The organism is Microbacterium flavescens, assembly GCF_018588945.1.
GTDB classification, from domain to species: Bacteria; Actinomycetota; Actinomycetes; order Actinomycetales; family Microbacteriaceae; genus Microbacterium; species Microbacterium flavescens.
Map to the genome: position 1 here is coordinate 157,056 of NZ_JAFIWA010000007.1, position 21,501 is coordinate 178,556.

Consider the following 21,501-nt stretch of genomic DNA (forward strand, 5'->3'; position numbering starts at 1 on the left):
AGCAACCGGAGGCATCATGAAGCTGCCGTACACCGACGTCGCTTTCGACGCCAAGGGCGCCATCGCCCACCCCGAGGATCTCGACGACCTCGCGACGACCCTCGCCGACAAGCGGCCGACCGACGTGCTCGTCATCTCGCACGGCTGGAACAACACCCCGGGCCAGGCGCGAGCGCTGTACGAGAGCCTCATCGACTCGGTCGCCGCCGTGCGGTCACGGCTCGACGGAGCGCTCGACCGCCGGTTCGTCGTCGTCGGGGTGCTGTGGCCGTCGATCCAGTGGGCCGAGGACGAGAACTCCGGTGCCGGAGCAGGTGTCGACGACGACGTCGCCGCCCTGGAGCGCGAGATCGATCAGCGGATCGAAGACCCCGCGGTGCGGGCGAAGCTCGAGGCGCTGGCGCCGAAGCTGGAAGCGTCGTCGCAGGCCCAGGAGGAGTTCGTCGCGCTGCTGCGCTCCACGCTCCCCGGCTCGACGAAGGGAGAGGACAAGGCCGGCTTCGATGCCCTCAAGAAAGCCCCTGCGAGCGAGGTCCTGGAGGCGGCGCGGGGAGGACTGGAGACGGATGCCGCTCCCGCAGCCGTGGGCGGCGCGGCCTCGATCGACCCGGCCGGACTCGCACCGCTGGACACGGACGGGGGCGGCGCCGGGTTCTTCGACAGCATCGTGGGCGCCGCCCGCAACCTCGTGAACGTCTCGACCTACTACACGATGAAGGAGCGGGCCGGCGTGGTGGGGAAGAAAGGCATCGGGCCGCTGCTCGACCGCATCCACGACGAGGCGGCGGACGCCCGCATCCACCTCGTGGGCCACTCCTTCGGCGGACGCGCGATGACCGCAGCCGTCCTCGCGACATCGGCGCCCGTCGCGTCCCTGTCCCTGCTGCAGGCCGCCTACAGCCACTTCGGGATGGCGAAGGACTGGGACGGCGCGGGCAAGAGCGGCATGTTCGCGAAGGTGCCCGCCAAGGTGAGCGGCCCCATCATCGTGACGCACACCCGCAACGACAAGGCGGTGGGCATGGCGTACCCGATCGCGTCGCGTCTCGCCCGGCAGATCGGCGTGGCGCTCGGGGACCAGAACGACCCGTACGGCGGCATCGGGCGCAACGGCGCTCTGAAGACGCCGGGCGGGGTGGCCGCGACGCTGCTCGACGTGGGTGGCACGTACGATTTCGCTGCGCACGACGTGTGGTCGCTCAACGCCGACGCGTTCGTGTCCGGGCACTCCGACATCACCGGCAGGCAGGTCGCCTACGCGGTGCTCTCGGCGGTGATGAGCACGTGAGGACCCACCGGCGCGCTCGGGTGGCTCCGCGGGCGCGTTGGGGCATACGCTCGGAGCCATGGACAGCACGCTGGCCTGCCTGGCGGCATGGATGCCGCGGCAGCGGTGGTATGCGGCGAAGGGCCGCCCGCCGAGCCTGCGCCTGATCTCGTGGTGGGACCTCGCTCCGGTCGCGGCCGAGGACGCCGGTGCGCGCATCCGCACCTACCTCGTCGCCGACGAGGGGGCCTTCCCCGCCGTCCTGTACCAGCTTCCGGTCGTGTCGCGGGCGACCGAGACCGTCGACGCTCTGCCTGCCCACATCATCGGCAGCCCCGAGCCGGGAACGACGTTCATCGATGGCCCGTTCGACCCGGCGTATGCGCGGGCGCTGATCCGCCTGGTGACCCTCGGCGGCACGGGCGAAGGCCCGCGCACCGTGGCGACCGGCCATCCGGCTCTCGACGCCCCGCCCGACGAACCGCGCAGCGCGAGCGTCGTCACCGGCGAGCAGTCCAACACCTCGCTGATCTATCGCTGCAGCGGAGTGCCGATCATCTGCAAGGTCTATCGTCAGCTGCATCCCGGCCTCAACCCCGACATCGAGCTGCCGACGGCGCTGGCGGAGGCGGGATCGATCCACGTCCCCCGCGCGATCGGGTGGATCGAAGGAGCATGGCCCGATCCGGCGACCGCACAGGGAACCGTCCGGGGGTCCCTGGCCGCGGCGCAGGAGTTCCTTCCGAACGTGGAGGACGCCTGGCGGGTCGCCCTGCACGCGGCCGCTCGCAGCGAGGACTTCCGCGCGCCGGCCCGGGCTCTCGGGGCAGCCACAGCCGAGGTGCACGTGTCGCTGGCCGAGCTCTTCCCGACCCGCGAGACGCTCCCCCAGGATCGCGAGGCCACTGCGGCGTCCTGGCACCGCAGGCTGACGATCGCGATCGCCGAGGTGCCCGAGATCGCCGAGCGCCGCGACGCCATCGAGGCGGTGTACGAGCGCGCCGCCGCGGGCGACTGGCCCGACCACCAGCGCATCCACGGCGACTACCACCTCGGTCAGGTGCTCCACGTGCCCGGGCGGGGATGGGTGCTGCTCGACTTCGAGGGCGAGCCGCTGCGGCCCATGGCCGAGCGCACGCGTGCCGATCTGGCGCTGCGGGACGTCGCGGGCATGCTGCGCTCGTTCGACTACGTCGCCGGCTCCATCCGCCTCGACGATCCCGACCGGTCCCCGGGCGCCGCCCGGGAGTGGGCCCGTGCCGCGCGTGAGGCGTTCCTCGAGGGGTACGCACTCGCTTCGGGCGCCGATCTCGAGGCCGACAGCGCGCTGCTGGCCGCGCTCGAGCTCGACAAAGCGGTGTACGAGGCGATCTACGAGGCCCGCAACCGTCCGACGTGGGTCTCAATCCCGCTGCGGGCGATCGAGCGTCTCGTGGAGCGTCCGGCGCCGGTCGGCTGATCAGCTCTCGCCGGCGTCGTCGAGCTCCGCTTCGTCGGGATCGGGCTCATCGTCCTGGGTCTCGTCGACCGACCGCGCATACCAGGCATCCCACTCGTCCATGAGGCGCCGGACGGCGCCGTGGAAGCGCTGGGTCGCCGCACCGGGCGACGTATCGCCGAAGTAGTGCCGCACCCACCGCTCGAGGCGCTCCACGGACTCGGGGTCGGCGAGCACCCGATCGGTCTCCGCGACGATCGACCCGGCCACTGAAGCGTCGAGCCACTCGCAGGCCGACAGGTAGCCGTGCGTGTCGATCGCGGCAGCCGGGTCGACCGGGCGCGTGATCATCAGCGGCTTGTCGGCGGCGAGCCGGTCGTAGACCATGGCCGAGATGTCGACGACGGCCACGTCGGCAGCGGACAGCTGCCAGCCGAGGTCGGGCCCGTCGTCGAACACGTGCCGCGCCGAGGGTTCGGCGGCGTTGGCCGCGGCGATCGCGGCGATGATCCGCCGGTTGGCGTCACCGTACTCGGGCAGGACGACGCCGGATCGGGGATGCGGCCGGTAGATCACGCGGTGGCGCGTGCTCGCCAGCAGCGCTCCGACGAGCGCTTCACCGTGGCTGAGGATCGAGCCGTAGTGCGCGGAGGGCCGGTCGCCCTCCCACGTGGGCGCGTAGAGCACGACCGTCCGATCGTCGGGCGTGTACGGGAGCCGGCCCGAGTAGTGGTCGGCCTGCGGGCGACCGATCGCGATCGTGCGGTGCTCGATGTCGTAGTCCCACAGCACCCGGGACAGCCGGTCGCGGGCGGCGTCGCCGGCGATGAACGCGTAGTCGTAAGCCTTGTACTGGTTGGTGGTCATGTACATCTTGTCGGACTCGCCGTGGTTGATGAACACGTGCCACCGGCGGCCGTACCGGAACATCTGGAAGTTGCGGGTGTTCTGGTTGACGTAGAGCACGACCCGGATGTCCTGCGTCGCGATGAACTGCTCGAGGTCTCGCACCGTCGGCACGAAGGCGACCGGCGGGGCATCCTCCGCGAGGAGGGCCTGCGCTCCGGTCACCGCGCGGCTCAGCACCACGACCGGCCAGGTCTCGGCCAGCTCCGCGAGGGGCTTGTACCACTGCCGCATCTGGTACATGTTCACTGCGCCATCGGCGAAGTAGACGGCCACGCGGTAGTGGAATCGCGGATGCTGCGGCCGGGCGGCGAGCGTACGGCGGACGTCCTTGACGGCCGACCGGGTGCGCAGCGCCTTGCGGAGGAGCGCCGCCGCCTTCTTCGCATCCGAGACCAGTGCCACCCGTCCAGCCTACTCAGGCGACACATGACATGATCGACGCGTGCAGGACGAGCAGCGCGGGCGCAAGGACGCTCCAGAGGTCCCCCGCGGCTCCGGAGTGACGTTCGTCATGCCGGTCCTCAACGAGCACGACTATCTGCGCCGCGCGGTGGAGACGGTCCTGGCCCAGGACGTGGAGGGCCCCGCTGAGCTGATCCTCGCGCTCGCCCCCTCGACGGACGGCACGACGGAGCTCGCCCGGGAGATCGCCGCGGCCGACGAGCGCATCGTCCTCATCGACAACCCCGCGGCCGACATCCCGGTCGGGCTCAACCGCGCGATCGCGGCCGCGCGCTACCCGACGATCGTTCGCGTGGACGCGCATTCCGAGCTGGAGCGCGACTACACCCGCCGGGCGCTGGCGACCCTGGAGCGGGTGCGCGCGGCGAACGTCGGCGGAGTCATGCGCGCGGATGGCCGGACGCCCTTCCAGCGGGCTGTCGCGCGGGCGTACAACTCCCCCATCGGCCTCGGCGGCGGCGCCTACCACGGCGGCACGACCGAGGGCGAGGCGGAGTCCGCCTACCTCGGCGTCATGCGCCGCGCGGTGCTGGACGAGGTCGGCCTGTTCGACCAGACCATCCGCCGCGGCGAGGACTGGGAGCTCAACCTCCGCATCCGGCGCGCCGGTTACCGCGTGTGGTTCGATCCCACGCTGTCGGTGACGTACTGGCCGCGCGAGAGCTGGTCGCGCCTGGCGCGGCAGTTCTCGGCGACGGGCCGCTGGCGAGGCGAGCTCGTTCGCCGGTTCGGGCGCGGGAACTCGCTGCGGTTCTTCGCTCCTCCGGCGCTCGTCGCGACGATCGTCCTCGCCGTCGTGGTCGGCGTGCTGCAGCTGACCGGCGTCCTCACCGGCTGGTGGTCGGCCGCGGCATCCGTCGTCTATCTGCCCGTGATCACCTACGCCGTCCTCATCGTGATCGTCGCGCTCGGACCAGGCGGCGGCCGGGGATGGCGGGACAAGCTGTGGACGATGGCGGTCCTGCCCACGATGCATCTCTCGTGGGGCTGGGGGTTCATCATCGGCGTGCTGCGCGGCGCGCACGACACCGTCGACACGTCGCGCCTGGGCTCGCGCAACACCCCGCTTCCTTGAGGCCGCGGGGTCAGTCCGTCTCGATCAGCCCCTGATCGAGGATGCGCGTCACGACGCGCTCGGCGGCGTGCCCGTCGTCGCGGGCGTTGAACTTCTCCCGCCACTGCGCATAGCGCGCAGCGTGGGCGTCCGGGTCTTCCGCCAGAGCGGCGATGAGCTCGTCCTGGGAGCGCACGACCGGCCCCGGAGCGTGAGCGGTGAGGTCGAAGTAGAACCCGCGCAGCTCGCCGCGGTAATGCTCCATGTCGGGCACGAGGAAGTACATCGGCTTGCCGGTGACCGAGAAGTCGAACATGACCGACGAGTAGTCCGTGACGAGCGCATCCGCCGCGAGCAGCAGGAGGGACGTGTCGGGGAACCCCGTCACGTCGACCACCCGAGGGCCCTCGGCGTCCTTCCCCTGCTGCAGCGTGCGCGAGTGGCCGCGGACCAGCACCACGGCGTCGGCGGCGGCGGCGAGCGCCGCAGGGTCGACGAAGTCCACGATCTCGTCGCGGTCGTCACGCCAGGTCGGCGCGTACAGGAGCACGCGCTCGCCGTCCTTGATGCCGAGCGAGGCGCGCGTCGCGCGGCCGTCGCCGGTCACGAGGACGTCGTTGCGGGGGTAACCCTCGACCCACACCGGCCGCGAGAGGAACGCGTAGGCCTTGCCGAGGATCCGCGCCGCGTACGGGTTCTGCGCCAGCAGCACGTTCCAGCGACGGGACTCTCGGAGCACCGCCGCGGCTCGGCGAGGGTCGAATCCCGGACGATGCAGCGCGAGCCGCTTGAGCGGGGTGCCGTGCCACGTCTGCAGCACGACCTGACCGCGGCGACGGGAGAACCGGCGGCGCAGCCAGTCGTTGACCACGAGCAGCCGGGCCGAGCCGCGGGCGCGCCACCATTCCGGGCTGCCCTCCACGATGGGGATCGCACCGTCGGGAACGGCGACGGAGAGATCCACGACGCTCCAGTACCGCGTCACGCCGGGTGCCCGGCGTGCCAGCTCGCGATCGATCGCCAGTGGGTTGCAACTGGCGTTGCGGCCGTAGAAGCTCTCGAAGAAGACCGCGTTCTCGAGGCGCGCGGAGCGGTGCGCGTAGCGCCGCTCGAGGGCGTCCTGTCCTTCGCCCGAGTCGTAGGCCGGGTCGACCGGCGGTCCGATGCGCAGCAGCCAGCCGTCGAGCGACGCCCTGACGGTGCCGAGCTGCACCAGCGGCAGGGACGCCGGCTCGGCGACCCTCTCGTCACCGGCGAGGGCGACGTGCACCTGGTAGTCGCCGGTGGGCAGGGGCAGCTCGGGTCCGCCCCATCGCCGCGCCCGCAGCGGCAGCACGGCGCGCCACGTCTTGCCGCGGCCGGTGAGCGACGCGAGGACGCGCGCGCGCCGGCCGACGAGCTCCACCGATGCAGGACGTGGCCCTACGCCCGAGAGGACGAGTGCGGGGCCGTCGTCGGTCGTGAAGCGGGCGTCGGTCATCGTGGTCCTCTCCTCGCGGCGGCGTCCTCGCGCGATCCGGCCAGGATCGCACGGTACACCCTTTCCGAAGCGCCGCCGTCCCGGAAGGCGTGGACCCGCGCGCTCAGCGCGCGCGCTCGCCCGCGTCGCCGTTCGGCGTCCGCTTCGTCGTCGAGAACGGTGTCCAGCTGGGCGAGAGCGGCCGTCCAGTCGCGGGCCCAGTCCTCCCCCGCCACCTCCGCGTACCGGCCGTAGAAGCCGCGGCGACGCGCGTAGTCGGCGACGTCGGGCGCGAGGAAGACGACGGGGAGCGGCACCAGCGCCGAGTCGAAGACGAGCGACGAGTAGTCGGTGATGAGCACGTCGGCGCCCGGGAGCAGCGGGGTCACGTCGGGGACCAGGTCGCTGCCGATCAGGCGGACGCGATCGGTCGCGTGCGGCGGGCGGTACTCCCCCGCGCCGAGCGGATGGGAGCGCACCAGCAGCAGGGCGTCCTGACGTTCGAGCACGTCCGCGAGCGCGCGCCACTCGTCCGCCGACGGCACGGCCGGGTCGGGCGCGCCGTCGCGCCACGTCGGCGCATACAGGACGACCCGGGTCGCTTCGCCGATCGGCCCCACCGCGGCCGCGATGGCGGTGCGGGCGGCGGCGCGCCGCTCTTCGGCGGTGCCCCGCGAGAGCACATCCACGCGCGGCTCGCCGGTCACGGGGACGCGATCGTCGGGAAGCGCGAAGGCCGACTCGAGCCGGCCGCGCACGGCATGCGAGGCCGCCGGCAGGATCCGGATCCGCCGCACTGCGCCGCGGTACATCGCGCCCAGCATGCGCCGCACGTGGCCCCCGGCGCCCAGCCGTGCGACGGCACCCGGCACGCGCAGCGTCTCGGGCGAGTCGAGCCCGATCCGCTTGAGCGGGATGCCGTGCCACAGTTGGACGAGGAACGCACCCGAGACGGCGTAGCGGTTGACGTCGCCGAAGCCGTGCGTGACCACGATCACGCGAGCCCGAGCCGTGCGCCACAGGCCCCGCAGCGAGGACTTCCGAACGGTGGGGATGCCTCGGGCCGCGGCATCCGTCGCCTCACGGTCGCTGCCGACGAGCCACAGCGCGCGGTGGCCGTGGGCGGAAGCGACCTCCCACAGTGCGAGCGCTCCGTCGCCGATGCCGGCGCCGCAGCCGAACACCCACTCGTCGCGCGAGCGCGGAACGAGGAGGGTGAGCATGCGCCCCGCGGCATAGAGCGGGATGCTCGCGAGCTTTCGCGCATTCCCCGCGCCGAACGAGAAGGACGCCACCCCGCGAGCCTAGCGCCCAGAGGGGCGTGCGCTCGCAGGGTGGCGTCCTGCACGTCGGTGTCTACTGCTGGAGCTCCCCGAGCGTGACGTCGACGGTCTCCGTCTCGCCGTCGCGGACGTAGGTGAGCGTCGCCTCGCTGCCGGCAGCGGCCGCACGGACCTGCGCGGTGAGGTCGACCGCGTCGGTGACGGGGACGCCGTTGAAGGAGGTCACGACGTCGCCCTTGCGCAGTCCGGCCTCGGCGGCGGCACCACCCTCGACGGCCTCGTCGATGAACGCGCCGGTCGTGGTCGAGCCTTCGACGGACGATGCGGGCAGCACGTTCGCGCCCAGGAGGCCGTGGGTCGCCTTGCCGTTCTCGATGATCTCGTCGGTGATGCGCTGGGCGATGTCGGACGGGATGGAGAATCCGACGCCGATCGAGCCCGAGCCCTCCGACGATCCGCCGGCCGTCGCGATGGCGACGTTGATGCCGATGAGCCGGCCCTCGTCGTCGACGAGCGCGCCCCCCGAGTTGCCGGGGTTGATGGCCGCGTCGGTCTGGATGACCGCGATCGAGATGGACTGACCGGGTGCCCGCTGCGGCTGGCCCTGGCCGAAGTCGAACTGGAACGGGCTGCCCTGCTCGCCCTCCTGCTCACCCTCGCCCTCGCTCGAGTCGCCGGAGTCGGGTGCGGCCGCCGAGGCGATCTCGATCGAGCGGTTCAGCGCGCTCACGATGCCGGTGGTGACGCTGTTGGACAGCCCCAGCGGTGCGCCGACGGCGATCGTCGTATCGCCCACGTTGAGGTCGGATGACGAGGCGAACTCGATCGGCTTCAGGTCCTCGGCGCCCTCGAGCTTGATGACGGCGAGGTCGTACGTCGGGTCGGTGCCGACGACCTCGGCGTCGTACACGCGACCGTCGGACGTGGTCACGCGGATCGCCGCGTCGCCGGTGGCGCCGTCGAGGGTCACGACGTGCGTGTTGGTCACGACGTACCCGTCCTCGGTGAGGATGACGCCCGATCCCGTGCCGCCACCGCTGCCCGTCGTGGCAGCGATCGTGACGACGCTGGGCACGACCTTGGCCGCGATCGCGGTCGTCTGGTTGACCGCGTCGGTGTCGTTGACGGTGACGGTGGCGGGGCCGGCGGCCGGAACCGTGCCGTCGGGGGCGAAGAGATTGACGCCGGCGTACGCGCCGCCCAGGCCGGCGGCGCCGCCGACGATGGCTGCCGCGGCGACGAGGCCGACGATGCGTCCAGCGCCCGTGGGCTTCTTCGGGCCGGATGGGGCGGAGGGTGCGGAGGGGCCTGTCTGCGGCTGCCCCGCGTACGACGCCGGGTAAGCGGTCGGCTGGCCGGCGTAGCCCTGCGGGCGAGCGTACTGCTGGGGCGCGGTCGGCGCCTGCTGCGCCGCCTGCCACGCCGCGGTGGCGGGAAGCGCGGGGACGACCGGCGCCTGCGGCGCGGGTGCGATCGGGGTGGTCTGGGCCGAGGGGGCAGCGGGCGAGGGCTCGCGGGCCGCGTCGGCGGGGGTGTGGTCTGCGGGGGCGTTGCCCTGGTTGTCGCTCATGATTGCTCCTTCTGGTGCCAAGCAATGACCACATTGCCCACCGATGCTGTGCGTTTCTTATGGCGCCGATGGGACGGAACTATGCAATCGACCTGAGCCGGTCGAGTACCGTGAGTGCGATGCGACACATCCCCGGGGCATGGCACCGAGCGGCGACGGGCGCCGGACTCGTCAGCGCGGACGGTTCGATCCACCCCACCATCTTCGCCGAGATGTCGGCCCTCGCGGCGCGCACCGGCGCGATCAACCTGGGCCAGGGCTTTCCCGACGAGGACGGACCCGTCGAAGTCCTCGAGGCCGCTCGTGACGCGATCAGCGACGGGCTCAATCAGTATCCGCCGGGGCGCGGCATCCCGGATCTCCTCTCGGCTGTCAGCGAGCACCAGCAGCGCTTCTACGGGCTCGGGCTCGATCCCGCCACCGAGGTGCTCATCACAGCGGGGGCGACCGAGGCGCTGGCCGCGGCGCTCCTCGCGCTGGTCGACGGCCCCGACGACGAGGTCGTCGTGTTCGAGCCCTACTACGACTCGTACGCCGCCGTCGTGGCACTGTCCGGCGCTCGGCTGGTCACGGTGCCGCTGCGCTGGCCGGACTTCCAGCCCGACCTCGACGACCTCCGGCGCGCGGTCGGCGACCGCACGCGCGTGATCCTCGTCAACGACCCCCACAACCCGACCGGCGCCGTGTTCACCGCCGACGTGCGTGCGGAGGTGGTGCGGCTGGCCGAGCGCCACGATGCCGTCATCGTCACCGACGAGGTGTACGAGCACCTCGTCTTCGATGAGCCGCACGTGCCGATCGCAACCCTGCCGGGCGCCTTCGAGCGCACGCTGTCCATCTCGTCGGGCGGCAAGACGTTCTCGACGACGGGATGGAAGATCGGCTGGATCACCGGTCCCGCCGACCTCATCTCGGCGGTGCTCGCGGTCAAGCAGTTCCTCACCTACGTGAACGGCAGCGCCTTCCAGCCGGCGATCGCGACGGGCCTCCGCCTGGACGACGGGTTCTTCCGCGGCATCGCCGACAGTCTGCGAGCCAAGCGGGATCTCCTGGGCGCGGGCCTGCGCGCGGCGGGGTTCGCGGTGTCGACGCCCGCCGGCTCCTACTTCACCGTCGCCGATGCGCGCGATCTCGGGGCGTCGGATGCCGCGACATTCTGCCGCGAGCTGCCCGAGCGGGCGGGCGTCGTGGCGATCTCGCTCACCGCCTTCGCCACACCCGAGCACCGCGCGGAGTACGCCACTCTCGTCCGGTTCGCAGCGTGCAAGCGCGTCGAAGTGCTCGAGGAGGCGGCATCCCGCCTCGCCTCACTCCGCTGAGGAGCGTCAGTCCTCGCGCGGGACGACGCCCAGGCGCCGGAGGCGCAGCGACGGGTTGACGCGACGCACGCGTTCGACGGCCGCGGGGTCGAGGTGGGCGACTGCGACATCGGTCGCGGTTCCGACGGCGGCGAGCTCGACGCCCTGAGGGTCGACGATCATCGAGCAGCCCACACCCAGGGGCGGCGGATGATCGGCGGCCGCGACGAACACCGTGTTCTCGATGGCGCGCGCGTGGAGGAGCGTGCGCCAGTGGTGCTCCTTCAGCGGGCCGCGCACCCACTCCGCCGGCACGACGAACACGTCGGCGCCGGCGTCGACCAGAAGGCGTCCGACCTCGGGGAAGCGGAGGTCGTAGCAGGTCATCAGGCCGAACCGCAGCCCGCCGAGCTCGAACGTCTCGGGGGTGGCGAGCGCACCGGGCTCGATCCAGTCCGACTCGCGCTGACCGAACGCGTCGTAGAGGTGCAGCTTTCGGTAGCTCGCGACCAGCCCGGTGGCGTCGACGGCGACGACGGTGTTGCGCACGCGGCGTTCGTCGTCTGCGCGCTCCAGGAGCCCCGCCACGATGTGCACGTCGTGCTGCGTAGCCAGTGCCGCGAGGGCGCCGACGAACGGCCCGTCGACAGCCTGGGCGTTATCGGCGAGCGAGGAGTCGAACGGGTCGACGAAGTAGCTCGAGTACTCCGGGAACACCACCAGGCGAGCGCCCCGCGCCGCCGCCGTGGCCGTGAGCTGTGAGATCACGGCGAGGTTCGCCTCGGTGTCGGCGGTGGGGGCGAACTGCGCGACGGCCACGCCGATCGCGTCGGCGGCGGTCATCGTCGGCTCCCGCCCGGGGCGTCGGCGCCCACGCCCACCCGGGAGCGGATCGCCGCCGGAGCGACGAGCCAGAGGACGATGATCAGGGCGCTCAGGATCCCGAGCGCCCACAGGGCGGCTGAGGTTCCGACGACGACATCGAAGACGAACGCCACCACGCCCACCACGAGGACCGAGACGGTGAACAGAGCCGTGATGAGCGCCGCGTGGCCGTACATCACCACGGCCGCCTTGGCCCGCTGGCGGAACAGGACACGATGGAGGGCGACGGGGGCGAGCGCGATGATCGCGCTGAGCGCCGATATCACGACGAGCGTGAGGTAGATGTTGCGCTGTGCCTGGGTGAGATCGGAGAAGGCCGGCTGGAACGCGAGGGCGAGGAGGAAGCCGGTGAGGATCTGGGTGCCCGTCTGCAGCACGCGCAGCTCCTGCAGCACCTCGTTCCAATTGCGATCGGCTCGCTCGGTCGGGGTTTCGTCGCGGCCGTCGTCGATGTCGTCGTGCGTGTCGTCGTCGCGCGGCGTGCCCATGCGTTCATCCTCGCCCGCGGGGGTTCACGGGGCAAGCGAACGCACCCCGCGGCGCGACCTGGTCGAAATCCGTGCTAGGCTAACTTCTTGTGCCGCGGGGTGGAGCAGCTCGGTAGCTCGCTGGGCTCATAACCCAGAGGTCGCAGGTTCAAATCCTGTCCCCGCAACAAGAAGAAGAAGGACCCTCCGGTTTCGGAGGGTCCTTCTTCGCATGTGGGGCGCGGCGCTCAGGCCCCCTCGAGCACGCTTCCCAGTTCGTCGAGGAAGCGCGCGATCACCGCGAGCTCGTCGTCCGAATACCGCGTCGCGACGCCCCTCATCGCCTGCAGTCGCCCGCCGAGATGGCGGAAGAACGTGCGCCGGGACTCGTCGGTGAGCACGATCACACGGGCGCGGCGGTCGCTCGGATGCGGGCGGCGCTCGACGTGCCCGGCGGCCGTCAGCCTGTCGAGGAGCTTCGTCGTCGACGCGGTGGATATCTTGAGGTGTGCGGCCACGTCGTGCGGACTGACGGACTGGCCGCGCTGCTCGCGCATGATGAGCATGCGCAGCGCGGAGAGGTCGGAGGCGTTCATGTCCATGTCGTCCTTCATGCCGCCGTGCATGCGGTCCATCGCGTCGCTGAAGGCGCGAACCGCCTGGAGCACTTCGAGGATCGCCTTATCATGCGGAGTCGCCGACGACCACTGCTGGACCATTGTGGACACCCCCTCCCTACCCTTGTATCATCGGACAACGCCAATCGCTAGCTAAACTAGCGAATTCCGAGGAGGATCACATGACCGAAACCGAGCTCGTGGTGCTTCTCGACGACGATGGCCAGGCCATCGGCACCGCACCGAAGACCAGCGTCCACGGGACCGACACGGCACTTCACCTGGCATTCTCATGCCACGTCGTCAACACCGACGGACAGGTGCTCGTGACGCGGCGCGCCCTCGACAAGAAGGCGTGGCCCGGAGTCTGGAGCAACTCGTTCTGCGGCCACCCCAAGCCGGCGGAGCCGGTGCTCACCGCCGTCCACCGCCGCGCGGAGTTCGAACTGGGCATCGCTCTCTCCGAGATCGAACTGGCTCTTCCGCTCTTCCGATACCGCGCGACGGATGCCAACGGCATCGTCGAGCACGAGGTGTGCCCCGTCTACACCGCGCTCACCTACGACGAGCCGGTCCTCAACCCGCTCGAGGTGGTCGACGCCCGCTGGGTGGATCCGGCCGAGCTCGCGGCATCCCTCCGCAGCACCCCCTGGGCGTTCAGCCCGTGGCTCGTCCTGCAGGCCGAGCAGCTGCATCTCTTCGACACCGTGGTCCAGCGACGACGCGCATCATGATGACGCTTTCCCCCGATCCCCGCATCGACGCGGCGATCGACTCCTCGCTCGACCGCATCGTCCTGCGCGCGCAGCGCCTGGGTCCCGGCTTCGGCGCCCTGGGCGAAGCGCTCGCGCGGGCTGCACGAGGCGGCAAGCGGTTCCGTCCCGCCCTGGTGGCGGCATCCTTCACCGCTTTCGACGGTGATCCCGCCACGACGCCCGGCCTGTATCCGGTGGCCGCCGCGTTCGAGCTGCTGCACGCCGCGTTCGTGGTGCACGACGACGTGATCGATCACGACGTCGAGCGGCGCGGCGTCCCGAACATCGCGGGCGAGTTCCGCGATCGGGCTCGTCTGCAAGGAGCGGATGCCTCGGGCGCGGCCGTCCTCGGAGACGCCGCCGCGATCCTCGCCGGCGACCTCCTGCTGCACGAGGCGCTCGGACTCGTCGCGTTCGCCGACGTCGACCCGGTCGCGCGCGAGCAGCTGCAGGCGCTCGTCGACGAGGCGGTCTACGTCTCGGCGGCGGGCGAACTCGCCGACGTCGAGAACGCTGTGGCGGCCGAGCAGGCATCACGCGAGGACATCCTCGACGCGGCGTTCAACAAGACCGCCGTCTACTCGTTCCAGGCTCCGCTCCAGGCGGGCGCCGTGCTCGCCGGCGCGAACGATGAGGCCCGTGGCGTCCTCGCGGGCGCCGGCGGCCGCCTGGGCCTCGCCTTCCAGCTCGTCGACGACCTCATCGGCGCGTTCGGATCGGCCGAGCAGGCGGGGCGCGAGACCGGCGGCGATCTGCGCGAATCGAAGCGGACGCCGCTCGTCGCCCTCGCACGCGACTCGGACTCCTGGCCGCGCGTGAACGAGGCTCTCGCCGTCGCGCACACGGGGCCCATCGCCGTGCGCGAGGCCCAGGTCGCCCTGCTCGAGAGCGGCGCCCCGGTGCGATTGCGCGGGCTCATCGCAGACACGCTCGACGAGGTGCGCACCGTCTCACGCGAACCGGCGCTTCCCGCGGCCGCGGGGGCTCTGCTGCGCGACCTGGCCGAGGGCGTCGAAGGGCGCATGCCGTGAGCGCGCGCGAGACGGGCCTCGCCCTGTACGACCGAACGGCTCGGGATGCCGCGGCCACCGTGATCTCGCGCTACTCGACCTCGTTCAGCCTGGCGTGCCGGCTGCTGGGCCCGCGGCCGCGTCCGCACGTGCGCGACGTCTATGCGCTGGTGCGCGTGGCCGACGAGATCGTGGACGGCCCCGCCGAGGCGGCCGGACTGTCGCCCGAGGCCGCGGGGCGCGTCCTCGACGAGCTCGAGACGGAGACGCTGGCCGCCGTGGAGAGCGGGTTCAGCGCGAATCTCGTCGTGCACGCCTTCGCCGGCACGGCCCGGGAATGCGGGATCGGCGGCGACCTGATCCGGCCGTTCTTCGCGTCGATGCGCACCGACCTCTCGACGAGCAGGCACGACGGCGCATCGCACGACGCGTACGTCTACGGGTCGGCCGAGGTCGTCGGGCTGATGTGCCTCCAGGTGTTCGTCAACGCGGGGGCGCCGCATCCGATCGCCCCCTCCGCCGAGCTGGTGGACGGCGCACGGCGCCTGGGCGCGGCGTTCCAGGACGTCAACTTCCTGCGCGACCTCGACCACGACGCGACGGCGCTCGGCCGCGACTACCTCGACCTCGACTCCCCCGGCTCCTCGCGCACCGCCGTGCTCGACAGGATCGACGCCGACCTGGCCGCCGCCGCCGCGGTCATCCCCCTTCTCCCGAAGGACTGCCGGCGCGCGGTGACCGCCGCGCACGACCTCTTCGCGGAGCTGTCCGCGCGGCTGCGGCGGTCAGCGCCGGCGGGACAGCGCGTGCGCGTCCCGGATCCGGTCAAGGCGCGGCTCGCGGCGCGCGCGTGGCTCGGCTTCGCACCGCGCGAGGTGCGCGCATGAGCGGCGGAGTCCCGCGCACGCCGGGCACCGCCGTCGTGGTGGGCGGCGGCATCGCCGGACTCGCGACGGCCGCCCTGCTGGGCGCCGAAGGGTGGCGCGTCACCGTCCTCGAAGCGCGCGACGTGGTGGGCGGGCGAGCGGGCTCCTGGGACCACGAGGGCTTCCGGTTCGACACCGGGCCCAGCTGGTATCTCATGCCGGAGGTCTTCGACCACTTCTTCCGCCTGCTCGGCACGACGGCCGAGCGCGAGCTCGACCTCGTGCCCCTCGACCCGGCGTACCGGGTGTACTCCGACCCGGCCACCTGCCGCGCGCCGCTGGACGTGCGCTCCGGCAGGGAGGCGGCCACGGCGCTCTTCGAGAGCGTGGAGCCGGGCGCCGGGGCGAGACTGAGCACGTACCTCGACTCCGCGGGCGACGCCTACGACCTCGCGGTCACGCGGTTCCTCTACGACACGTACGAGACCACGGCCGGGCTGCGCGACCCCGCGCTGCTGCGACGCATGCCGCAGCTCGCGCCGCTGCTCACGCGCAGTCTCGCCTCGCACGTCGACCGCCGCTTCGCCGATCCGCGGCTGCGTCAGATCCTCGGGTATCCCGCGGTGTTCCTGGGCGGGTCTCCTTACGGGGTGCCCAGTCTCTACCACCTCATGAGCCACCTCGACCTCGACGACGGGGTGCTCTACCCCCGCGGCGGGTTCATCGAGATCATCCGTGCGATCGAGCGCCTCGCCGAGGCATCCGGAGCCGTCATCGAGACCGGCGCACGCGTGGTCTCCATCGAGACGACCGGCGCCACGGCGACCGGCGTGGTGCTCGCGGACGGCCGCCGCATCGAGGCGGACCTCGTCGTGTCGGCCGCCGATCTGCACCACACCGAGACCGCCCTGGTGGCGCCGGAGCTGCAGAGCTACCCCGAATCGTGGTGGGCGAAGAAGGAGCCGAGCCCGGGAGCGCTGCTCCTGCTGCTCGGCGTCGAGGGCTCCCTCCCCCAGCTGGCGCATCACACCCTGCTGTTCACCGACGACTGGCGCTCGAACTTCGACGACATCTTCGGCGCACGCCCCCGCATCCCGGTCCCCGCATCGCTGTACGTGTGCCGCCCGAGCGCCACCGACGCGACCGTCGCGCCCGCCGGGCACGAGAACCTCTTCGTGCTGGTCCCGGTCCCCGCCGACCCCGCGCTCGGCCGCGGCGGCGAGTCCGGGGACGGCGACGCCCGCATCGAGGCGGCGGCCGATCGTGTGATCGAGCAGCTGTCGTCGTGGTGCGGCATCCCCGACCTCGCGGACCGCATCGTCGTGCGGCGCACGATCGCACCCGGCGACTTCGCCGCCGACCTCAACGCCTGGCGCGGCAACGCGCTGGGCCTCGCCCACACACTGGGGCAGAGCGCGATGTTCCGCCCGCGGAACGCGTCGCGGAAGGTCGCGGGCCTCTCCTACGCCGGCAGCTCGGCGCTGCCGGGGATCGGCCTGCCGATGTGCCTGATCTCGGCCGAGCTCGTCGTCAAGCGGCTGCGGGGCGATCGAAGCCCCGGTCCGCTCGCCGAACCCGCGAGGGTGTGACGTGCCGGGACTGTACCTCGCCGCGATCCTCGTCTCGGCCGCCGGGGTCGCGCTGCTGGACCGACGATGGCGCCTCGCAGCCTGGTCGTCGCCCGGGCGCACAGCCGCCGCCGTCGCCATCGGCACCGCGTTCTTCCTGGTGTGGGACGCGGTGGGGATCGCCGCAGGCGTCTTCGTGAAGGGCGACAGCCCGCTGCTGATCGGCATCGACCTCGCGCCGCACCTTCCCCTCGAGGAGCCCTTCTTCCTCGCCTTCCTCAGCTACCTCGCTCTCGTCCTGCACGCCGGCGCGACCCGCCTGCTCACGCGCCGGGAACGGGTCGAGGCCGCATGACGTACCCGCTCATCGTCCTGCCCTTCGCCGTCGCCACGGTCGCGGTGGTCCTCGCGACCGCCCGTCGGCCTCGTTTCGGCACGCGCATGGCGGCGTCCGGCCTGGCCGCGGCGGCGCTCGTGGTGCTCACGGCCCTCTTCGACAACCTGATGATCGCGGCAGGCCTTTTCTCGTATCCGCCTGAGCACCTGAGCGGTCTGCGGATCGGCCTCGCACCGATCGAGGACTTCTCCTACGCCGTGTGCGCGGCGTTCGCCGTGCCCGCCGTGCTGACGCTGCTGACGCCGAAGGAGCCCGCATGACCGCCGCAGCAGCGCGCCTCAGCACGGGCGCCGTCGTCCGCGAGCTGTTCGTCTCGTCGCGGCCGGTGAGCTGGATCAACACCGCCTATCCCTTCGCCGCGGCGTACTTGCTCACGACGCGCGAGATCGACGCCACGCTCGTGGTGGGCACGCTGTTCTTCCTCATCCCGTACAACCTCGCGATGTACGGCATCAACGACGTGTTCGACTACGAGTCCGACCTGCGGAACCCGCGCAAGGGCGGCGCGCACGGCGCGGTGCTCGACCGGCGGCTGCATCGCATCACCCTGTGGGCCGCGGGGCTGTCGTGTCTGCCGTTCGTCGCGTTCCTGGTCCTCGTCGGCCCCCCGGCCTCCTGGGCGGTGCTCGCGGCGAGCCTCTTCTTCGTCGTGTTCTACAGCGCGCCGCCGCTGCGGCTCAAGGAGGTCCCCTTCGCGGACTCGCTGACCAGCAGCATCCACTTCTTCTCCCCCGCCGTGTACGGACTCGTGCTCGCGGGCGCGGTGTGGACCTGGCAGCTCGTCGCCGTACTCATCGCGTTCGCGCTGTGGGGAGTCGCCTCGCACGCCTTCGGGGCGGTTCAGGATGTCGCGGCCGACCGCGAGGCCGGGATCTCGTCGATCGCGACCGCCCGCGGCGCGCGCTGGACGGTGTGGTTCGCCCTCGCGTGCTACGCCGCCTCGGGCCTCGTGATGCTCCTGACGGCGTGGCCGGGTCCGCTCGCCGCGCTGGTCGCCGTGCCGTATGCCGTCACCGTGTGGCCGTACCGCGGAGTGACCGACGAGACGGCCGCGTCCGCCACCCGCGGATGGCAGCGCTTCCTGTGGCTGAATCAGTTCGCCGGATTCATCGTCACGCTGCTGCTGATCTGGTTCTGGCTGCTCACCGCGTGAACGAGTGAGGCCGGCTCCGCGCGGGGAGCCGGCCTCACTCGACGATGGCTGCTACGGCTCGAGCGCGCCGAGCTCGATGAGCTTCTCGACCGCTGCGGTCAGCTGCTCGTCGGCTTCGGCGAAGGCGGTGAGGTCGCCGGCCTGCAGCGCCGCGTCGCGGGCCAGCATCGCCTCCTGCGCATCCTGCAGCGCCGCCTGGTACTCGTCCGACGGCACGACGGGCGTCTCCGGATCTGTGGGCTCCGGCTCGGGCGTGGCGCCCGGCGTGGCACCGGGAGTCGGCGTGACGTCGTCATCGCCGGCCGCAGCGCCCGAGTCTCCGTCGAACAGGGCGTCGAGCGCCTCGTTGAGCGTGTCCTCGAACGCGATGTCGTTGCCGAACGACACGAGCACCTTCTGCAGCGTCGGGAGCTTGGTCGCACCCGACGACTGGACGAAGACGGGCTGGACGTACAGCAGTCCGCCGCCGACGGGGAGCGTCAGCAGGTTTCCGTTGAGCACGTCGGACTGGCCCTGCTTCAGCAGGTTGATCTGCGACGACACCAGCGGATCGGCGTTGAAGGTGTTCTGCACCTGGCCGGGACCTGGCACGGTCGTGTCGGCGTCGATCACCAGCATCCGCAGCTTGCCGTAATCGGCGCCCTTCTTGCCCGCCTCCGATCCGGCGTTCGAGTCGACCGCGAGATAGCCCATCAGAACGTTGCGCGCGTTGCCGCCCGTCGAGGACGGGATGAACGACGTGAACATCGAGTACGACGGGCTGTCCTGCCCCGGCATCTGCATCGTCAGGTAGTACGGAGGCTGCAGCTGCGAGTCGGCCTGCGGGTCGTTCGGCGTCTGCCAGCGGTTGTCGCTCTGGTAGAAGGACCGCGCGTCGTCGACGTGGTAGATGCCCAGCACGGTGCGCTGCACCTTGAACAGGTCGGTCGGATAGCGCACGTGGCTCATGAGCTCGGCCGACATCTCGCTGATCGGCTCGACCGTCGTCGGGTAGACGTTCTGCCACGACTTGAGGACCGGGTCCTCCTCGTCCCACGCGTAGAGCGTGACCGAGCCGTCGTAGGCGTCGACCGTCGCCTTGACCGAGTTGCGGATGTAGTTGATGTCGTCGAGCGCGAAGCGCGGGGCCGGGTTCGACGAGTCCGAGATCGCCGAGGCGAGACTCACGGTGGACGAGTACGGGTAGTTGGCGCTGAGTGTGTACCCGTCGATGATCCACACGATGCGACCGTCCACGACGCTCGGGTACGGGTCGCTGTCGAGCGTGAGGTACGGCGCGACCTTCTGCACGCGGGTGAGCGGGTCGCGGTCGTACAGGATCTGCGAGTCCTCGTTCACGTAGTCCGAGAACAGAATCTGCTCGGCCTGGAACTTGAGCGCATAGATGAGGCGGTTGAACACGCTGCCGATGCTCGGGCCGCCGTCGCCCTCGAACGTCGTCTTCACCTCGCCACCGCCGTCACCGCCGGTCGGGTAGTCGAGCTCGACGGGGTCGGATCCTTCCGGCGCGCCGACGATCGAGTACGGCGGCGAGTACTCGCCGAAGTACACGCGCGGCTGGAAGTCCTCCTGGTCGGACAGGAAACCGGCCGCCGGGATGCCGCGCTCGAGGAAGACCGGATCGCCGTCGCCGGTGCGGTCGTTGCCCTTCGCGGCCACCAGGCCGTAGCCGTGAGTGTAGACGACGGCGGAGTTCTGCCAGTCGGCCGCGGCGCCGAGCTCGGCGAGATCCAGCTCGCGCACCGAGACGACGGTGTCCTGCGAGACGCCGTCGATGTCGTAGCGGTCGACGTCGAGCGGGTTCTGGAACTGGTAGTACCCGCGGTACTGCTCGAGCTGGCGGACCGTCGGCGAGATGATCGCCGGGTCCATGATGCGGATCTGGGCGGTCGTGGCGGCGTCCTCGCGGAGCTGCCCGGCCTCGGCGTCGGTCGCCGCCTTGAAGTCCTGCTTCTCGAGGCCGTCCACGCCGTACGCCTCATGCGTCATGTCGACGTTGCGCTGGTAGTACTCCTGCTCGAGGGCGAAGCGGTTCGGCTGCACCTGGAACGTGTTGACCACCCACGGGTAGCCGACCCCGAGCACGATCGCCGACACGACGAGGAGCGCCGTCGCGATGAGGGGGTAGCGCCAGCGGCCGATGACCGCCGTGACGAAGAAGAGGAGCGCGACGATCACCGCGGCGAACGCCAGGATCGTCTGGCCGGGGATGATCGCGTTCACGCCGGTGTACGCCGGGCCGGTGATGCGCTCGCCCGGCTCGACGAGCGTCTTGTAGCGATCCAGCCACAGGCTGGCGCCCTGCACCAGGAGGTACAGGCCGGCGATCACGGCGAGCTGGATGCGCGCCGACTTCGAGATGCGCAGCTCGCGCTGGCCGACCCGCACCGAGCCGTAGAGGTACGAGACCAGTGCGGTGACGAGGAGGCACACCAGCAGCACGGCCGAGACGAAGCCGACGAGCGCGCTGTAGAACGGCATGGCGAACAGGTAGAAGCCCGTGTCGAGACCGAACTCGGGGTCGACGACGTCGGTGGCCACGCCGTTGAACCACAGCCAGGTGGTCTCCCACTGAGCGGATGCCGCGAAGCCGGCGAAGAAGCCGAAGAAGACGGGGATGCCCCACATCGCGAGGCGGCGGAGGGGCTCGACGACCTCCTGGTACCGGTCGAGCTGCGAACTCAGCCGCGCATAGACCGGGCGCAGCCGATAGGCGAGCTGAATGGCGAGCCACACCGGCACCGCCATGCCGAGGAATCCGATGACGAACATCACCACGCGTGCGACCCACTGGGTGATCAGAACGGAGTCGAATCCGAGCTGGTCGTACCAGAGGAAGTCCGCGTACAGGTTCGCGAACGCGAAGAACGCCACTACGAGGGCGGCGATGATCGCGAGGGAGATCGCGATCACACGCCGGGAGCGGGAGGGTGTGGCCGGGGTCGGCGCCGAGGTCGTGGTCACCGTCCCATCCTAGGCGCGCCGGTCTGGGCGGCCGCCGAGTCCGCCCTGGGCGTACTCCCGGAATATCCGCGCGCGGTTA

19 protein-coding genes and 1 tRNA gene are annotated in these 21,501 nt (G+C 71.4%); 12 read left to right on the forward strand and 8 right to left on the reverse strand.

The window, feature by feature from the left end:
* Positions 1–16 precede the first annotated feature (16 nt).
* Together JX005_RS14315 and JX005_RS14320 are read left to right on the forward strand one after the other, a co-directional pair.
* The gene (locus tag JX005_RS14315; protein ID WP_214468261.1) at positions 17–1,288 is read left to right on the forward strand and encodes an alpha/beta fold hydrolase; all 1,272 of its coding nucleotides are present in this window, start codon (positions 17–19) and stop codon (positions 1,286–1,288) included.
* A gap of 58 nt (positions 1,289–1,346) precedes the next feature.
* Positions 1,347–2,726 (forward strand): maltokinase N-terminal cap-like domain-containing protein, encoded by a 1,380-nt coding sequence (locus JX005_RS14320; RefSeq protein WP_214468262.1) that lies wholly within the window; start codon positions 1,347–1,349, stop codon positions 2,724–2,726.
* On the opposite strand, the gene JX005_RS14325 is transcribed toward JX005_RS14320, so the two are convergent.
* Positions 2,727–4,016 (reverse strand): CDP-glycerol glycerophosphotransferase family protein, encoded by a 1,290-nt coding sequence (locus tag JX005_RS14325; protein ID WP_214468263.1) that lies wholly within the window; start codon positions 4,014–4,016, stop codon positions 2,727–2,729.
* Positions 4,017–4,056: 40 nt separating this feature from the next.
* Here JX005_RS14325 and JX005_RS14330 point away from each other — a divergent pair, with 40 nt between their 5' ends.
* Positions 4,057–5,151, forward strand: coding sequence for a glycosyltransferase family 2 protein (locus tag JX005_RS14330; RefSeq protein WP_504740358.1), 1,095 nt, complete (start codon positions 4,057–4,059; stop codon positions 5,149–5,151).
* A gap of 10 nt (positions 5,152–5,161) precedes the next feature.
* On the opposite strand, the gene JX005_RS14335 is transcribed toward JX005_RS14330, so the two are convergent.
* The 3 genes from JX005_RS14335 to JX005_RS14345 all read right to left on the reverse strand — a co-directional run bounded on the left by JX005_RS14335 (position 5,162) and on the right by JX005_RS14345 (position 9,442).
* Complete coding sequence (locus JX005_RS14335; protein WP_214468264.1) at positions 5,162–6,610, reverse strand: CDP-glycerol glycerophosphotransferase family protein; 1,449 nt, start codon at positions 6,608–6,610, stop codon at positions 5,162–5,164.
* Positions 6,607–7,884 carry a CDP-glycerol glycerophosphotransferase family protein gene (locus JX005_RS14340; protein ID WP_214468265.1) on the reverse strand — a complete coding sequence of 426 codons (1,278 nt, stop codon included), beginning with the start codon at positions 7,882–7,884 and terminating at the stop codon, positions 6,607–6,609. The genes JX005_RS14335 and JX005_RS14340 overlap by 4 nt, the downstream gene beginning before the upstream one ends.
* 61 nt (positions 7,885–7,945) lie before the next feature.
* On the reverse strand, positions 7,946–9,442 hold the full coding sequence (locus tag JX005_RS14345) for a S1C family serine protease (protein ID WP_214468266.1): 1,497 nt from the start codon (positions 9,440–9,442) through the stop codon (positions 7,946–7,948).
* Between the two features lie 119 nt (positions 9,443–9,561).
* Between JX005_RS14345 and JX005_RS14350 the strand changes: the two genes are divergently transcribed.
* Positions 9,562–10,761 (forward strand): aminotransferase class I/II-fold pyridoxal phosphate-dependent enzyme, encoded by a 1,200-nt coding sequence (locus JX005_RS14350; protein WP_214468267.1) that lies wholly within the window; start codon positions 9,562–9,564, stop codon positions 10,759–10,761.
* Positions 10,762–10,767: 6 nt separating this feature from the next.
* Here the strand turns inward: JX005_RS14350 and JX005_RS14355 are convergent, their stop codons facing one another.
* Together JX005_RS14355 and JX005_RS14360 are read right to left on the reverse strand one after the other, a co-directional pair.
* Positions 10,768–11,583 carry a carbon-nitrogen hydrolase family protein gene (locus tag JX005_RS14355; protein WP_214468268.1) on the reverse strand — a complete coding sequence of 272 codons (816 nt, stop codon included), beginning with the start codon at positions 11,581–11,583 and terminating at the stop codon, positions 10,768–10,770.
* A complete protein-coding gene (locus tag JX005_RS14360) occupies positions 11,580–12,113 on the reverse strand; it encodes a DUF6328 family protein (protein WP_214468269.1) in 534 nt (177 codons plus the stop codon). Before JX005_RS14360 ends, JX005_RS14355 begins: the two co-directional genes overlap by 4 nt.
* Before the next feature lie 93 nt (positions 12,114–12,206).
* Here JX005_RS14360 and JX005_RS14365 point away from each other — a divergent pair.
* Positions 12,207–12,280, forward strand: a tRNA-Met gene (locus tag JX005_RS14365).
* Positions 12,281–12,340: 60 nt separating this feature from the next.
* Here the strand turns inward: JX005_RS14365 and JX005_RS14370 are convergent.
* Positions 12,341–12,811 (reverse strand): MarR family winged helix-turn-helix transcriptional regulator, encoded by a 471-nt coding sequence (locus JX005_RS14370; protein WP_214468320.1) that lies wholly within the window; start codon positions 12,809–12,811, stop codon positions 12,341–12,343.
* An 80-nt stretch (positions 12,812–12,891) separates the two neighbouring features.
* Here JX005_RS14370 and idi point away from each other — a divergent pair, with 80 nt between their 5' ends.
* Genes idi through JX005_RS14405 form a run of 7 tightly spaced genes read left to right on the forward strand, consistent with a single transcriptional unit; the run spans position 12,892 to position 18,458 of the window.
* Positions 12,892–13,443, forward strand: a complete 552-nt coding sequence (gene idi / locus JX005_RS14375; protein ID WP_214468270.1) for an isopentenyl-diphosphate Delta-isomerase — start codon at positions 12,892–12,894, stop codon at positions 13,441–13,443.
* Positions 13,440–14,495, forward strand: a complete 1,056-nt coding sequence (locus JX005_RS14380) for a polyprenyl synthetase family protein (RefSeq protein ID WP_214468271.1) — start codon at positions 13,440–13,442, stop codon at positions 14,493–14,495. Before idi ends, JX005_RS14380 begins: the two co-directional genes overlap by 4 nt.
* Complete coding sequence (locus JX005_RS14385; protein WP_214468272.1) at positions 14,492–15,361, forward strand: phytoene/squalene synthase family protein; 870 nt, start codon at positions 14,492–14,494, stop codon at positions 15,359–15,361. Before JX005_RS14380 ends, JX005_RS14385 begins: the two co-directional genes overlap by 4 nt.
* Positions 15,358–16,929, forward strand: coding sequence for a phytoene desaturase family protein (gene crtI / locus JX005_RS14390; protein ID WP_214468273.1), 1,572 nt, complete (start codon positions 15,358–15,360; stop codon positions 16,927–16,929). Before JX005_RS14385 ends, crtI begins: the two co-directional genes overlap by 4 nt.
* 1 nt (position 16,930) lies before the next feature.
* Positions 16,931–17,263 (forward strand): lycopene cyclase domain-containing protein, encoded by a 333-nt coding sequence (locus tag JX005_RS14395; RefSeq protein ID WP_214468274.1) that lies wholly within the window; start codon positions 16,931–16,933, stop codon positions 17,261–17,263.
* Positions 17,260–17,565 (forward strand): lycopene cyclase domain-containing protein, encoded by a 306-nt coding sequence (locus tag JX005_RS14400; protein WP_214468275.1) that lies wholly within the window; start codon positions 17,260–17,262, stop codon positions 17,563–17,565. Before JX005_RS14395 ends, JX005_RS14400 begins: the two co-directional genes overlap by 4 nt.
* Positions 17,562–18,458 (forward strand): prenyltransferase, encoded by an 897-nt coding sequence (locus JX005_RS14405; RefSeq protein ID WP_214468276.1) that lies wholly within the window; start codon positions 17,562–17,564, stop codon positions 18,456–18,458. The genes JX005_RS14400 and JX005_RS14405 overlap by 4 nt, the downstream gene beginning before the upstream one ends.
* A 51-nt stretch (positions 18,459–18,509) precedes the next feature.
* On the opposite strand, the gene JX005_RS14410 is transcribed toward JX005_RS14405, so the two are convergent.
* On the reverse strand, positions 18,510–21,422 hold the full coding sequence (locus JX005_RS14410) for a UPF0182 family membrane protein (protein WP_214468277.1): 2,913 nt from the start codon (positions 21,420–21,422) through the stop codon (positions 18,510–18,512).
* Positions 21,423–21,501 lie beyond the last annotated feature (79 nt).